Source organism: Rhizobium sp. AAP43, assembly GCF_001296045.1.
Taxonomy (GTDB): Bacteria; Pseudomonadota; Alphaproteobacteria; order Rhizobiales; family Rhizobiaceae; genus Allorhizobium.
Genome location: NZ_LJHS01000007.1, coordinates 65,620 through 80,484, shown reverse-complemented (window position 1 = coordinate 80,484; position 14,865 = coordinate 65,620). Strand labels below are relative to the sequence as shown.

Below are 14,865 nucleotides of genomic sequence, written 5' to 3'. Positions count from 1 at the left end.
GACAGACACCTGAACACCGGTCCTGACCGGATCGAAGAAAAAGCTCCTTTGTCGAAACATGCCACGGCTATAGGTCATCGATGGCCGGGTAATAGAACGACGCGGCCGACCCTTATTGCTGAGCGCCAATACCGCTCCATCGCCGAGCGATGTCTTCCAGCAAAAGATCGATCGTCGCATCCCGGCGCAACTCGCGCAGGGTATAGATTCCCATGGGCCAGGGCCTGAGTTCGTCGCCCGGCAAGGTCTTGATCGGCAGCAGGCCCTGTTCGCGCAGATGCCCCTTCAAGATGTTATTGTGGATCAAAACCGCATTCGTGGCACGGGCGAAATCGATGCATGCGCCAAGTGAGCTCGACGTGAACTGGTGACCGGCACTGCCGGGCGGGAGATCGGCGGCGGTGCTGGCGCCACTGCGAAGCAACCGGCGCGGACGCGCTTCGGGCGGAAATGCAATTGTGGTCGGCCAGGACAGAATTTCGGCACGGCTTCGCGGGCATTCATGCAGCACATGCCCTTCGCGGGCGAAATACTCGTCCTGGGTCAGTCCCAGCGGTCGAAAGACGAGTTCCTCCTCGCGTGACAGGTTTTCGATCCGGTGCGAGACGAGAATGGAAATATCGCCTGCCAGAAGCTGATCCATACCGCGGAGAGCGTTGCCTATATTGACATTGATCGGGGCCTTCGGATGCCGCGCAGCATATTCGAACATCATGTCTCGAAGAAACAGGATCCACACCGAGTAACCAGTTCCAATGCTGATACCATGATCGAGTTCTGCGCGTTGCCGATCGATCCGGTCGAGTGCATTGGAATAGGTCCGGCGCATCATTTCGCCGCTTTGATACAGCGTCTCGCCATACTCCGTCAGTCGGATTCCGCGTGAGGAGCGCTCGAGAAGCCGGACACCAAGACCCTCCTCAAGCTTCTTCATGTTGTATGTGAGGGCAGGTTGCGAGATCAGCAACGTCTCCGCCGCCCGGACAAACGAGCCAGCCTCGACAATCGCCATGAACTGCAGCAGGAATTTGTCCATGAGGACAGCATAATAAGCTGCACTTATATGACAAGGGAAATTTTGTATTGGTGCTGATTGAAACCCTGCGCTAGCCTGTGGTCAGTCTGGAGAGGACCAGGCGGGACGAAGCGAGCTGGGAGGCATGCTATCGTGAGGAGTTTCAGTCAGAGATTGCAGGGGCATCCCGGGGAAACCATGCAACTTTAGGTGCGAGGCGGATGCCAGCACCATCTTATTGGGAGGAGGATTTCATGAACAACATGCATTTGAAACGACGGCACCTTCTTGTCGCCGGCCTTGGCGTTTCACTCACGCCCCTGCTTGGCAAAATTTCCGCTTTCGCCCAGGACGGCGGCATCAGGATGGTTTGGTGGGGCTCGGAAGAGCGCGCGCGCAGAACCAATGAAGCGGTTGACCTCTTCGAGCAGAAGAATGGTGGCTCAAGCGTTGAAACCGAATTCATGGGCTGGGACGACTACTGGACCCGGCTGGCAACCCAGGTAGCTGGCGGAAATGCGCCGGACCTGATCCAGATGGATTACCGCTATTTGTTCGAGTATGCAGGCCGTGGGGCCATCGTGCCGCTCGACGACTTCATGGGCAAAGAACTCAAGATCGCCGACTTCGGCGCCGCCAACCTTGCCTCGTGCTCCGTCGACGGCAAGCTGTTCGGCGTCAATCTTGGCGTAAACTCCTTTGCGACACTGATCGACAATGCCGCATGGGCAGAGGCGGGCGTAGAGGCGCCAACCTCCGGCACGACCTGGCAGCAGTTCGCCGAAAAATGCGCGGCATTTGCCAAGGCCGGCAAACGCAAGAATTTCTACGCTACGGCTGACAGCAGCGGCCAGGAAAACACGTTCGAGGCTTGGCTGCTGCAGCGCGGCAAGTCGCTGTATACGGCCGATGGGAACCTGGGTTATGACGTGACCGATGCTACGGACTGGTTCAAGCTTTGGTCCGAAATTCGCGCATCGGGCGGGTGCGTCCCGCCTGACGTCCAGGCGCTCTACAAGAACACGATCGAGACTGCGCCACTAACAACTGGCACTGCGGCAACCGATTTTGCCTTCTCAAACCAGTTCGCTGGATATCAAAAGCTGGCAAAATCCACGCTCGATCTGATTGCCTGCCCCACTTTGGATGGGGGCAAGCCGGGCCACTACCTGAAGCCATCCCAGATGCTGTCGGTCACGGCGGGCGCCAAAAACCCGAACATCGCTGTCGCCTTGGCGAACTTCCTCGCCCGCGAGCCCGAAGGTGCCCTCATCCTTGGCATCGAACGCGGCGTGCCGGCGGCACCGGAAATCCGCGACGCGCTGGCCAGCAAGGTTGACGACGTGGGTCGCAAAGCACTTGCGTTCATCAGCCACATAGAAGCCTATTCCGGGCCGCTACCGCCGCCGCCGCCGAAGGGTTCGGGCGAGAACTACAATGTTCTGACCCGGATCAGCCAGGAAGTTGCCTTCGAGCAATCGACGCCCGAGCAAGCCGGCGAAACACTCGTCTCCGAAACCTCGGCAAATCTGAAGCGAGGCTGATCCCATGCCGACCAGCCAGTCAGAGAGCACCCGTGATCCGGGCGCTATGCGCTCATCCATACCCACCGGACGTTCGTGGTTCCACGGCGGCGTCACGGGCTACCTGTTTCTCCTGCCATGGCTGGTCGGCTTCTTCGGGCTTACATTGGGTCCGGCGTTAATGTCGCTCTACTTGTCCTTCACCAACTTCGACCTGCTCAGCAGCCCGGAATGGGTAGGTACCGAGAATTACGTGCGAATGGCGACCGCAGACCCGAAGTTCACCGCAGCGATGAAGGTGACCTTTCTCTACGTCGCCTTGTCCGTTCCCCTCAAACTCACGTTTGCGCTCGGCGTGGCGATGTTGTTGAACCGTGGCCTCAGCGGCCTCAGCCTCTACCGCGCGATCTTCTATCTGCCGTCGCTTCTCGGCGCGTCTGTCGCGATCGCCGTGCTGTGGCGCCAGTTGTTCGCCGCAAACGGCTTGGTCAACAGCGCCCTCTCCACCTTTGGCATCGAAGGCCCGAGCTGGATATCGAACCCGAACTATTCGCTTTACACTCTTGTCATCCTATCGGTCTGGCAGTTCGGATCGCCCATGATCATCTTCCTTGCGGGCCTGCGCCAGATCCCGACGGACATGTATGAGGCTGCGAGCCTGGACGGCGCTTCGGCGCGGCGGCAATTCGTCAAGATTACCCTGCCGCTCCTGTCGCCCGTCATCTTCTTCAATGTCGTGATCCAGACGATCGATGCCTTCAAGGCCTTCACGCCTGCCTTCATCATTTCGGGCGGCACCGGCGGACCGATCAATTCGACGCTCTTCTACACACTCTATCTCTACCAGGAGGCCTTCGGCTACTTCCGCATGGGCTATGCCTCGGCCCTCGCCTGGGTACTGGTGGTCATCATCGCGGGCGTTACGGCCCTCTCCTTCGCCTCAACAAGATACTGGGTCCATTACGATGAGTGATATGACGCCCGCCCTGCCCGGCACTGAGCCGAGGTTTCCGCGGCTTCGTGGTGGCCTCAGCCACCTGATCCTGATCGTCGCCTCTTTCGTGATGCTCTACCCCATCCTTTGGATGGCGTCGGGCTCCATCCGGCCAGCTGAAGAGCTTTTCGCCGCCGACAGCGGGCTGATCCCATCGCAAGTGACGCTACAAGCCTATTCGAACGGCTGGTTCGGCCTCAGCGTCAGCTTTGGACAGTTCTTCCTGAATTCCCTGATCGTGTCGGTTCTGGCCACGGTCGGCAATGTCGTCGCCTGCTCGCTGGCCGCCTATGCCTTCGCCCGACTGGAGTTCCCGGCAAAACGCATCTGGTTCGCGTTGATGCTCGGAACATTGATGCTGCCGTATCACGTGACGCTTATCCCGCAATATGTGCTCTTTCGCGAACTGGGATGGATCAACAGCTGGCTGCCGTTGATCGTGCCCAGATATTTCGCCGTGGATGCCTTCTTTATCTTCCTTATGGTCCAGTTCTTCCGCGGCATCCCGCGCGAGCTCGACGAGGCGGCAATGATGGACGGATGCAGTCCCTGGCGCATCTACTGGAAGGTCATTCTGCCTCTATCGCTGCCTGTGCTCGCAACCGCTTCGATCTTCTCCTTCATCTGGACGTGGGAGGATTTCTTCGGCCCCCTCATCTACATCAGCGACATGAGCAAATACACGGTCCAGCTCGCCCTGCGCTCCTTCGTGGATTCAAGCGGATCGTCGAGCTGGAGCGAACTCTTTGCGATGTCCCTGCTCTCGCTGGTGCCAATCTTCCTCATCTTCCTGTGCTGCCAGCGCCTCCTCATCGAGGGGATCGCGACCACCGGCATGAAGCGCTGAATACGAGAATATACGGCTCCTGAAAGATGGACCGACAACAGACATTCGGATGGAAAACCATGACTACACCTATTCAGTTGCGGAAGGTCGTCAAACGCTTCGGGGCGCTGGAGATCATTCGCGGGATCGATCTGGATATCGCACCCGGTGAATTCACCGTCTTCGTCGGCCCGTCCGGCTGCGGAAAGTCGACCCTGCTGCGGATGATCGCAGGTCTAGAGACCATATCGGATGGGGATCTGCTGATAGACGGCCAGCGGATGAATGATGTTGCAGCCTCCAAGCGTGGCATCGCCATGGTCTTCCAAAGCTATGCGCTTTATCCGCACATGACCGTCTACAAGAACCTGGCCTTTGGCCTCGAAACCGCCCGTTACAAGCGCGAGGAAATCGAGCGCCGCGTCATGCAGGCGGCCGAAATTCTGCAGATCACGCACCTCCTGCAGCGTCGGCCGAAGGCCCTGTCCGGCGGCCAACGCCAGCGTGTGGCAATCGGGCGCTCGATTGTGCGCGATCCGAAGATCTTTCTCTTCGACGAACCACTCTCGAACCTCGATGCCGAACTTCGCGTCCAGATGCGCGTCGAAATCACCAAACTGCACGAGCGCCTCGGCAATACGATGATCTACGTGACCCATGACCAGACGGAAGCCATGACCATGGCTGACAAAATCGTCGTGCTGAGGGCCGGCGAGATCATGCAGACAGGCTCGCCGCTCGATCTGTACAATCATCCGGCCAACCGGTTTGTTGCTGGCTTCATCGGCTCGCCGAAAATGAACCTTGTCGATGGCACTGTCATTGGACAGGACACGATCGAGATCGGCGGTCAGAGCCTGAAACTCAATCCCGGCTGGTCCGGGCTGATGGCGGGTGCCCACATCACCTTCGGCGTTCGACCAGAGCACATCACCGTTGGCGGCGACGAGGGGATCTCACTCACGGCTGCGAAGGTCGAACTTGTCGAGCAACTCGGTGGCGCGACTGTTCTGTATGTCACGACGGTGTCTGGGACCAACCTCACCGTTTCCGTGCCAGGCCAACTGGCGATCCGGCACGGCGCGGATGTCGAGCTGCGTTTCGACCCCAACCAATGCCATCTTTTCGATGCGGCGGGTCTCTCCCTGCGTCGAAACTGAAGTCGACAACAATTTAACTCTGCGGTCAGTCGCATCGACCTTTGCCGAACGAACACCTGTGTCCAGGAGGAACCGCCATGCTCAACCGATCCCGTTCCGATACCGAAATCGTTCTTGCCTATATCGGCGGAGGCTCATTGAATTGGGCACAGGTCCTGATGTCAGATCTCATCCATGACCGCACGATCGCCGGCGAAGTTCGGCTGTTCGACATCGACAACCAAGCCGCCCAGCGCAATGCCACGATCGGCAACCGCATGTCAGAGGCAGCAGGCCTTTCGATCCGTTACTCGGCACCGACCAATATCGACGATGCCCTCATTGGCGCCGACTTCGTCGTGGTGTCCATCCTGCCGGGAAGCTTCGATGACATGGCTCATGACATCGATCTGCCGGCCTCCATGGGCATTCTCCAATCAGTAGGAGATACGGTCGGCCCCGGCGGGTATCTCCGGGCCATGCGTGCCATTCCAGCCATGCTCGCAATCGGTCGCGCCATCGGTGAATTTTGCCCAAAGGCCTATGTGTGCAACCTGACAAACCCCATGTCAGTCCTGACCGGTGCGCTTTACGCGGCATTTCCCGCAATCAAGGCCTGGGGCGAATGCCATGAGGTAACGAAGCTGCGCAAAATCATCGCCTGGCTCGCCAACCGCGCGGAAGGCACCGACCGCTTCGGCTTCCACGACGTTCAGACCAATGTGCTTGGCATCAATCACTTCACCTTTGTTGACCGCGCCTTTGTTGGTGGACGGGACTGGATGCCGGACTATCTGGCGTTCGCGGCCGAACACCGGTCAAAGGGCTGGCGCCCCGAGCCGATTGACCAGACGAACGAGTTCGCCCGGCTCTATGAGGACCATAACCAGGTAAAGTTCGACCTCGCGGCGCGCTACGGCATTGCTGCTGCGGCCGGCGACCGGCACCTGGCGGAGTTCGTGCCGCAGAGCTGGTACCTTGATCGCTGCACGGATTGGGGTTTCGCACTCACCCCAGTCGACTGGCGTCGCCGGGACCGCATCGAGCGGCAGGCTGCCGCTGAAAGGGTTCAGACAGCCAATACTGCGCCGACACCCCGCCCGCCATCCGAAGAAGCGCTCGTAGCCCAGATCCGGGCCCTCACCCGCGGAGACGTCCTGGTGGTCAATGCCAACATGCCGAATACAGGCCATATGGAAGGTCTGGCGCCGGGGACAATCGTCGAGACCAATGTTCTCTTCTCGGGCCATGGCATTCGCCCCATCCGGGCGGGACGACTGCCGGCAGCGGTTGAGGCCTTGGTACGCCCCCATGCAGACCGTCAAAACGCCCTTCTCGCCGCGGTGATTTCGGAAGACGCCGCCGCACTTGAAGGCCTCTTCCTGGCGGACCCCCTCGTCGCTCCGATCGGTGCGGAGCGAGCCAGCGAACTGTTCCGGGCGATGATCGCCGCTACGGCAAAGCAACTCCCGGCCGGGCTCGCAGATATCGCAGCCTGACCCGCCAACATCTGATCGCCCAGAGAGGACATTCCATGCATCCCCTGCTTCGCCAGAAGACCCATATCGCAGCCCGACCGGAGATCATCTCTCTGATTGGCCGCCTCACCGAGAACCTCATCAACATCAAGGACGAGACCGGCGCCTTTCTCCTGCGTCTGGAGGATGGCCGCGAGATCGATACAAAAGGCTGGAATGGCTGGGAATGGACCCATGGCATCGGCCTCTATGGCCTGTTCAAGTACTGGCAGATGTCCAACGATCCCAAGGCACTGGACATCATAACACGATGGTTCGCCGCGCGGTTCGAAGAAGGTACGCCAACGAAAAACGTCAATACCGTCGCACCATTCCTCACACTTGCATGTCTGTACGAGTGCCGGCCGGACCAATCCTGGATCCCCTATCTCGATACATGGGCCGAATGGGTCATGCACGGGATGCCGAAGACTGAGGACGGTGGATTGCAGCACATCGTCTATCATCTGGTGAACGACCAGCAGCTTTGGGACGATACGCTGATGATGAGCGTGCTGCCGCTTGCCAAGATCGGCCTGCTTCTCGAGCGTCCCGATTATGTCGAGGAAGCCAAGTACCAGTTTCTGGCACATACCCGGTTCCTGGCCGACACCTCGTCTGGTCTCTGGTACCACGGCTGGACCTTTAACGGCCGGAACAACTTCGGCCGGGCACTCTGGGCGCGTGGCAATAGCTGGGTGACGATCGCGATCCCGGAATTCATCGAGATGCTCAATCTACCGGAAGGGGATCCAATCCGGCGTCATCTGCTTGCCGTGTTGCGCGCGCAGGCCGAAGCGCTGAGGAAATACCAGGATGCCAGCGGTCTCTGGCACACGCTGATCGACGATCCCGAGAGCTACCTGGAGGCTTCCGCGACCGCGGGATTTGCCTATGGCCTGATGAAGGCTGTACGAAAACGCTATCTGCCAGAGGAGTTTGCGGTCGTGGCTGAACGCGCCGTCCAAGCGGTCGTGGCCAATATCGACGCAAAAGGTGAGTTGCAGCAGGTGTCGTTCGGCACCGGCGTCTCGGACGATCTCGACTACTATCGGACCATTCCGCGGACTTCCATGCCCTACGGACAGGCCATGGCGATGTTCTGCCTGACGGAGTATCTGCACAGCTACATCTAAAGGCCTGACCCCATCACGGCCGCATTGAGATTGTGCGCCGCATTCTCGGCATCACAAGGGGTCAAGAACCGGCTCGGCTTTACCTCAGTGAACGCTCTGAGCCGGTTCATGGAACGCATTTTTTCTCAAGCGCTCCCTCAAGCCGCCTGCAATATCGCCTACGCCTCAGTCCATCCAGGGAAGCGCGCCCCTGGGCAGGACTCGGGCAAGGATCGTTGCAGCCGCCGCCAACACGAAGACGAGAAAAGTCGACAAGACGGCAAGCGCCGCCGCCGCCGTCGAGTTGCCCTCATATTGCAGCGCGAATACCATAACGCCGATCGTCTCATTGCCTGAGGACCAGAGCAACGCCGAAAGCGTCAGTTCATTCAGCGCGGTCATCACGACAAGGATTACGCCGGCCATCGCCGCCGGTAAGATACCCGGCAGGAAAATCGACAGGATACGTCGGGCAAGGCCGGCGCCGACCACCCGACCGGCTTCGTCCAGCGAGGGATCGGCAGACTGAGCAGCCGCAGCAACAGGTCGCAAGACCAGCGGCAAAAAACGGGCAAGATAGGCGACAACAAGGATGGCCATCGTGCCATAGATCGACACCCCGACCAGCGGAAGCGGCTGCAGGAAAGCGACGATCATGCCAAGCGACACGACGGTGCCGGGGATCACCCAAGGCGCCTCAATGGCGACGTCCAGGACCTTGAGAAGAGTGTTTGATCGTCCGACCGCAAGATAGGCAAAGGGGATAGCAACCGCGACGCTTGTGAAAGCCGTAACACCCGCCAACATCAGCGAATTGCCAAAGGCGCGCCGGACGGCTGCATTCTCGAGTACCGCGCGGAACTGCTCGAGACCGATTGTGTCAAGACGAATGGGAACGCCAATCGCCGGCAGCAACGCGGTCATCATGAGAGCTGCGAGCGGAAGAATCGACAAGAAAAGCACCACACACCAAAGCAGCACCTCGACAAGCGGGGCCTGTCGTTGAGACATGAACGGCGCACCAGCGGGAAGTGGCACTGCGATGCGCGTCATCACGATATTGCGCAGAAAGATGGCAAGCGCAGCCATGAGCGCAAGGGTAAGGGCAAGTGTCGCCACCTGCCCAGCCGCAGCCGGTCCGAAACCATTCAGGCGCTGATAGATCAATGTCGTCAGCACCGAGATGCGACCTGGTATGCCGAGAAGCGCCGGTACGCCGAAATTTCCGATCGCGGCGGTGAACGCGATCAAGCCGCCCGCAAGGACGGAAGGCATGACGATCGGCAGGACGATTCCTGTTCCAATCCGATGCGGTGAAACTCCGAGGATGCGAGCGGCTTCGACCAGATCGGCAGGGAGTGCCCGCAAGGCAGACCGGACTGCGATAAAGACAAGCGGCATGTGTTCAATACCCATGACGAGCGCAATGCCACCGATCGAATAGAGCGGATTGGTCGTGCCCGGCTGAGGAGCGAAGCCCAGCGGTTTCAGGATGGGCGAGTTGGCGCCGAAGAGTTCGATCCATGCTAACGCCATGGTCTGCGACGGTACGATCAACGGCATCAGGATCAGAAACGTAAGTGCCGTTCGGCTTTTAAGCCTCAACAGGCTGATGGCGAATGCCAGGGCAACACCGAGCACAAGCGAAACAATCACAGAAAGTCCCGCCGTCTGCAATGTGCCGGTCAGCGCCCGAAGCGTCGATCGACTGGTGAGTGTCGAAAGCATTAACCCGAGAGCTGCCCCATCCTCGCCGGACTGGAAAGCACTGGCGAAAAGCCGGGCAAGCGGCCAAAGCGTGGTCGTGACCACATAAAGAAAGAGAAGGGAGACGAGCAGCCGCTCGCCTCCCGAAAATGCTGGCACGCGCATGGAGATCAGCCACCGAAGAGTTCGGCGAATTTTTCCTTGTTTTCGGTGTCAGCCTTCAGCATGGCTGCGCTGTCGGCGGGGAGAATTTTCAGTGTGGTGAGTGCCGGATAGCCTTCCGGCTGCGCAACACTCGGCAGGATCGGGAAGTAGCCTTGCGCTGCTGCCTGTGCCTGGGCGGGCTTGGAAAGCTGCCAGGCCACGAATGTCTTGGCCGCTTCGGCTGCGTCCGACCCCTTGAGCACGGCAACCGGCTGGGTGATCGAGCTGACGCCTTCGGCCGGAAAGACGAAGTCAACAGGCGAGCCCTTCTTCTTGGCGTTCAGCGCCATGTATTCGATGATGATGCCGTAGGCCTTTTCGCCGCGGGCAACGGCCTCGATGACTGTCCCATTGCCCTGGCCGGCGACGGCTCCGGCATCCGCCAGCTTCTCGTAATAGGCCCAGCCGAACTCAGGCTGCTGCGCCATCGTGCCCACGTGGATAACGGCGGCACCCGAATAAAGCGGGCTCGGCATGATCAGGCTCTTCGCCGTATCGGCAGCCAGGAGGTCGTTCCAGCTCGTCGGTGCGGTTTTCACCAGGTCAGTGTTATAGACTATGCCGGTGGTTATGACCTTCGTCCCGAAGAATGTCTTGTCGGCATCGAAGAAGCTCGGATCGATGCCTTCGACCGGCGCGTCGGTATAGGCGAGCAGTCGGTCATCATTCTTGAGCTGCGTCATCGCGACCGTGTCGGCGATCAGGATCACATCGGCAGGGCTGTTGCCGGCAGCATATTCAGCCTGCAGCTTGGCCATGACTTCCGTCGTGCCGGAACGGAAGAGCTCGACCTTGATCTCCGGATGATCAACGTTAAACGCCTTGATGACATCCGTCATCTGGTCCTGCGGCTGCGACGTGTAGACGGTGATCGTGTCCTCTGCCTGAGCATGAAAAGCAAAACCGGCAAGAACGGTGGTGGCGACAAGCATTCGGATGAACGACATGGAAACCTCGTTGGAAAAGTCTAGGAACGCTGTAGGGCGGCCGAGACCAGACGAAAGAAAGCAAATGCGACGCCGGATTACGGCGGCCCAGCCCCTTCCGCCTAACGCGCACCGATGACGGCTAGACTACAGTTTGATGATCGTCCCGTGACATTCACCGGCTCTTTGGTGAGGAGGCGTTACATCCGTCTTGTGTAGACATGCCCGTCGCTACGGGACAGCATGATCCGGGGATCAAACGCTCTCAACATTCTCCCCTGCCGGCATCAAGGCAGATTCCTTATCAGCATGTCCGATCACCCATCCGCTGTTGACGACAAGGTCAATTGGCGTGCCCGGGGCTATCCTATCCTTCAGCGGGAGACTGACTATATCGCCATCGATTTCGGTCGGCACACAGTGACTAAGCCAGGCGCCGTTCTGGAAAACTTGCCCTGCGAGCTCCGTCTTCAGGTGGCCGCCCTCAGCCACGCGCGAAAGATCGGACGCATGGATGCAGAGCCATCCGCGACCAACCCGCGCCTGTCCCGGCAGTTCAAGCACATGCCCGCCAAGTTGCACGACCACTCGATCGCCCTGCGAGCGTAGGACGTTGACCGGCAATGTGCGGCCGCGGCCTATGAACCGTGCCACCATCGGCGTGGCAGGTCTCAAATAGAGGTCTTCAGGCGTCCCCATCTGTTCCAGCTTGCCACGATCCATCACCGCGACATGGGTCGCAACAGCCATAGCCTCATCCTGGTCGTGGGTGACGAAGACGAAGGTCGCCCCCGTCAGGCTGTGGATGCGGCGAAACTCGGCGAGCATGGTCTCGCGCAGATGTGCGTCGAGATTGGCGAGCGGTTCATCGAGCAGAATGAGCTTTGGCCGCATTGCAAGAGATCGCGCCAGCGCCACCCGCTGACGCTGGCCGCCCGAGAGTTCATGCGGTCGGCGACTTCCGAACCCCCTCAGACCGACAACCTCGAGAACCTCCTCGATCCGGGCGTTACGCTCACGCGATGAGAGACCAGCGACCTTGAGACCAAATTCGATATTTCCCCTGACTGTCATGGTCGGCCAGAGCGCATAGGACTGGAACACCATCCCGACCTCGCGCTGTTCCGGCGGAATGAATGCGGACGGCCCTGCAACAACAGTATCATCGAAGCGGATCTCGCCGCGATCCGGCACATCGAGCCCGGCAATCATTCGAAGCAGTGTTGTCTTTCCACAGCCTGAAGGTCCAAGCAGCGCCAGGAATGCACCATCCGGGACAGACAGGCTCACATCGTGCAGCGCCTGGAAGTTGGCGAAGTGTTTGGTGATTGTATTCAGGGTCAGACGGGGCACGGCACAACTCTCGTTCGTTCGAGATCGCCTTGCCACCGGCTCGTGACAGCCAGATGAAATCTGAGAATTGTAATAGTGGCGATGGGAACGCCGACGAAAATCCAGTGAGCGAAACGCCCGAAACTGGTCACGCAAACCGAACCCGCTTTGTGCTCACCCCATGCGCTCGGAGGCGTAAGAGCCCGGGCTCGGCGGGAAGACGATGGTGCGGTTGCCGTTGATGAAGGTGCGGTGGTGGATATGGGCGTGGATGGCGCGGGCCAGAACCTGGGCTTCCACGTCGCGACCCATCGAGACGTAATCCTCCGGCGACTGGGCATGGGTCACGCGCACGGTGTCCTGCTCGATGATCGGGCCTTCGTCGAGATCGGCGGTGACGTAATGGGCCGTCGCCCCGATCAGCTTCACGCCGCGCTCATAGGCCTGCTTGTAGGGGTTCGCGCCCTTGAAGCTCGGCAGAAACGAGTGGTGGATGTTGATGATCTTGCCCGACATTTTCCGGCACAGACTGTCTGAGAGCACCTGCATGTAGCGGGCGAGAACGATGAGCTCGGTGCCGGTCTGTTCGACCAGATCGAGGAGTTGCGCCTCGGCCTGAGGCTTGTTGTCCTTGGTCACCTTGATGTGGTGGAAGGGGATGTCGTGGTTGACGACGACCTTCTGGTAATCGAAGTGGTTGGAGACAACGCCGACAATGTCGATCGGAAGCGCGCCGATCTTCCAGCGATAGAGAAGGTCGTTCAGGCAATGGCCGAAGCGCGAGACCATCAACAGCACCTTCATCTTGGCATCGCCGTCATGGAATTCGGCGGTCATGCCGAATCTCTTTTTCACCGGCTCAAGCCCGGCCACGATCTCGTCGATCGTCGCGCCATCCTGGATGATGAAGCTGAGCCGCATGAAAAACAGGCCAGTGTCGAGATCGTCGAACTGTGATGAGTCGACGATGTAACAGCCCTTCTCTGCAAGCAGGCCCGTGATCGCGGCGACGATGCCGCGGGTCGACTTGCAGGATACGGTCAGGACGTGTTTCATCGGTTCAGGCTCCGGTCTGGGCATAGGTCGGTGTTGCGCCGCCATCCTCGCCGGTGTGGCGCGGATCTGCAACGGGAATGATGGCGAGAGGGTGCAGATGCCTCGGATCGGAACCGAGACATCTGCGGATCTTTCAACGATGTCAGACGTCGAGCGTCGTCTGGTGCTCCCAGGCGGTAAACTGCGAGCAATAGGTATTCCACTCGCCGTGCTTCAGCTTGAGATAGGCGGCGGAGAATTCAGTGCCGAGGGCTGCCTGCAGGCCCTTGTCTTCCTCATAGGCGCGCAGCGCATCGAGCAGGTTGAGCGGCAGCTTCGGCGCATCCTTGATCAGATGCCCGTCGCGGTACATGTCGATATCGTGGTGCGGACCCGGATCGGCATCACACTTCAAGCCGCTCAAGCCGGCTGCAATGATGATCGCCTGCAACAGGTACGGGTTCACCGCGCCGTCCGGCAGGCGCAGTTCGAAGCGGCCGGGACCGGGCACACGGACCATGTGGGTGCGGTTGTTGCCCGTCCAGGTGACAGTGTTCGGTGCCCAGGTGGCCCCGGAGACCGTGCGCGGCGCGTTGATGCGCTTGTAGGAATTGACCGTCGGATTGGTGATAGCAGCGAGCGCCGAGGCATGTTTCATGATGCCGCCGAGGAAGGTCTTGCCCTTGGCCGAGAGACCGAAGGGCATGGCCTTGTCGGCAAAGGCATTGAACTTGCCGTCCGTATCCCAGACCGAAATATGCGCATGGCAGCCATTGCCGGTCAGGCCCTTGAAGGGTTTCGGCATGAAGGTGGCGCGCAGCCCATGCTTTTCGGTGACGGATTTCACCATGAACTTGAAGAAGGAATGCTTGTCAGCCGTGACAAGCGCATCGTCATACTCCCAGTTCATCTCGAACTGGCCGTTGGCGTCTTCATGGTCGTTCTGGTAGGGCTTCCAGCCCAGTTCCAGCATGTAGTCGCAGATCTCGGCGATGACATCGTAGCGGCGCATCAGAGCCTGCTGGTCGTAGCAGGGCTTTTCGGCCGTATCGAATTCATCCGAGATCTTTTCGCCATCAGCCGAGATCAGGAAGAATTCCGGCTCGACGCCGGTCTTGACCCTGAGGCCCAGCTCTGCGGCTTCCGCGACCAGCCGCTTAAGCACCACGCGCGGTGCCTGTTCGACGGGCTTGTCTTCCATCACGCAGTCGGCGGCGACCCAGGCGACATCCTTCTTCCAGGGAAGCTGGATGACCGAGGAGGCGTCGGGAATGGCGAAAAGATCGGGATGGGCCGGTGTCAGATCGAGCCAGGTTGCGAAGCCGGCAAAGCCCGCACCATCCTTCTGCATGTCGGCGATCGCTTCTGCCGGCACCAGCTTGGCGCGCTGGGCGCCAAAGAGGTCGGTATAGCTGATCATGAAATATTTGATGCCGCGCTCGGCGGCGAAGCTTGCAAGATCCTGTGTCACGTCGTTCCCCTGTTTTTATGGATTGAGACACATTGGTTGAAAGGAAATGGCCGCATCCGTG

General features: G+C 59.6%; 12 protein-coding genes. 6 read left to right on the top strand and 6 right to left on the bottom strand.

Annotated elements, in window-relative coordinates; translation table 11 throughout:
- Positions 1 to 112: 112 nt before the first annotated feature.
- The gene (locus IP76_RS06960) at positions 113 to 1,036 is read right to left on the bottom strand and encodes a LysR family transcriptional regulator (protein ID WP_054157482.1); all 924 of its coding nucleotides are present in this window, start codon (positions 1,034 to 1,036) and stop codon (positions 113 to 115) included.
- 233 nt (positions 1,037 to 1,269) lie between these two features.
- Between IP76_RS06960 and IP76_RS06955 the strand changes: the two genes are divergently transcribed.
- The 6 genes from IP76_RS06955 to IP76_RS06930 all read left to right on the top strand — a co-directional run bounded on the left by IP76_RS06955 (position 1,270) and on the right by IP76_RS06930 (position 8,150).
- On the top strand, positions 1,270 to 2,559 hold the full coding sequence (locus IP76_RS06955; protein ID WP_082352441.1) for an ABC transporter substrate-binding protein: 1,290 nt from the start codon (positions 1,270 to 1,272) through the stop codon (positions 2,557 to 2,559).
- Between the two features lie 46 nt (positions 2,560 to 2,605).
- The gene (locus IP76_RS06950) at positions 2,606 to 3,511 is read left to right on the top strand and encodes a carbohydrate ABC transporter permease (RefSeq protein WP_054157533.1); all 906 of its coding nucleotides are present in this window, start codon (positions 2,606 to 2,608) and stop codon (positions 3,509 to 3,511) included.
- Between the two features lie 91 nt (positions 3,512 to 3,602).
- On the top strand, positions 3,603 to 4,379 hold the full coding sequence (locus tag IP76_RS06945) for a carbohydrate ABC transporter permease (RefSeq protein ID WP_245281413.1): 777 nt from the start codon (positions 3,603 to 3,605) through the stop codon (positions 4,377 to 4,379).
- Positions 4,380 to 4,438: 59 nt separating this feature from the next.
- Complete coding sequence (locus IP76_RS06940; RefSeq protein WP_054157480.1) at positions 4,439 to 5,518, top strand: ABC transporter ATP-binding protein; 1,080 nt, start codon at positions 4,439 to 4,441, stop codon at positions 5,516 to 5,518.
- A 77-nt stretch (positions 5,519 to 5,595) separates the two neighbouring features.
- A complete protein-coding gene (locus IP76_RS06935) occupies positions 5,596 to 6,996 on the top strand; it encodes a hypothetical protein (protein ID WP_054157479.1) in 1,401 nt (466 codons plus the stop codon).
- A 35-nt stretch (positions 6,997 to 7,031) separates the two neighbouring features.
- Positions 7,032 to 8,150, top strand: a complete 1,119-nt coding sequence (locus IP76_RS06930; protein ID WP_054157478.1) for a glycoside hydrolase family 105 protein — start codon at positions 7,032 to 7,034, stop codon at positions 8,148 to 8,150.
- 165 nt (positions 8,151 to 8,315) lie between these two features.
- Here the strand turns inward: IP76_RS06930 and IP76_RS06925 are convergent, their stop codons facing one another.
- From IP76_RS06925 to glnT, 5 genes are all read right to left on the bottom strand, one after another.
- Positions 8,316 to 10,001: an iron ABC transporter permease gene (locus tag IP76_RS06925; protein WP_054157477.1), complete on the bottom strand. Its 1,686-nt coding sequence runs from the start codon at positions 9,999 to 10,001 to the stop codon at positions 8,316 to 8,318.
- 5 nt (positions 10,002 to 10,006) lie between these two features.
- Entirely contained in the window at positions 10,007 to 10,987 is a 981-nt protein-coding gene (locus IP76_RS06920) for an ABC transporter substrate-binding protein (protein WP_054157476.1), read from the bottom strand.
- 234 nt (positions 10,988 to 11,221) lie between these two features.
- A complete protein-coding gene (locus IP76_RS06915; protein WP_054157475.1) occupies positions 11,222 to 12,319 on the bottom strand; it encodes an ABC transporter ATP-binding protein in 1,098 nt (365 codons plus the stop codon).
- 153 nt (positions 12,320 to 12,472) lie between these two features.
- Positions 12,473 to 13,354, bottom strand: coding sequence for a formyltetrahydrofolate deformylase (purU, locus tag IP76_RS06910; RefSeq protein ID WP_054157474.1), 882 nt, complete (start codon positions 13,352 to 13,354; stop codon positions 12,473 to 12,475).
- Positions 13,355 to 13,496: 142 nt separating this feature from the next.
- Positions 13,497 to 14,804, bottom strand: coding sequence for a type III glutamate--ammonia ligase (gene glnT, locus IP76_RS06905; protein ID WP_054157473.1), 1,308 nt, complete (start codon positions 14,802 to 14,804; stop codon positions 13,497 to 13,499).
- Positions 14,805 to 14,865: the final 61 nt, after the last annotated feature.

Bases quoted from the DNA above. Each gene is read 5' to 3' on its own strand.
- IP76_RS06960 (WP_054157482.1), bottom strand. From the start codon at position 1,036: ATGGACAAATTCCTGCTGCAGTTCATGGCGATTGTCGAGGCTGGCTCG.
- IP76_RS06955 (WP_082352441.1), top strand. From the start codon at position 1,270: ATGAACAACATGCATTTGAAACGACGGCACCTTCTTGTCGCCGGCCTT.
- IP76_RS06950 (WP_054157533.1), top strand. From the start codon at position 2,606: ATGCGCTCATCCATACCCACCGGACGTTCGTGGTTCCACGGCGGCGTC.
- IP76_RS06945 (WP_245281413.1), top strand. From the start codon at position 3,603: ATGCTCTACCCCATCCTTTGGATGGCGTCGGGCTCCATCCGGCCAGCT.
- IP76_RS06940 (WP_054157480.1), top strand. From the start codon at position 4,439: ATGACTACACCTATTCAGTTGCGGAAGGTCGTCAAACGCTTCGGGGCG.
- IP76_RS06935 (WP_054157479.1), top strand. From the start codon at position 5,596: ATGCTCAACCGATCCCGTTCCGATACCGAAATCGTTCTTGCCTATATC.
- IP76_RS06930 (WP_054157478.1), top strand. From the start codon at position 7,032: ATGCATCCCCTGCTTCGCCAGAAGACCCATATCGCAGCCCGACCGGAG.
- IP76_RS06925 (WP_054157477.1), bottom strand. From the start codon at position 10,001: ATGCGCGTGCCAGCATTTTCGGGAGGCGAGCGGCTGCTCGTCTCCCTT.
- IP76_RS06920 (WP_054157476.1), bottom strand. From the start codon at position 10,987: ATGTCGTTCATCCGAATGCTTGTCGCCACCACCGTTCTTGCCGGTTTT.
- purU (WP_054157474.1), bottom strand. From the start codon at position 13,354: ATGAAACACGTCCTGACCGTATCCTGCAAGTCGACCCGCGGCATCGTC.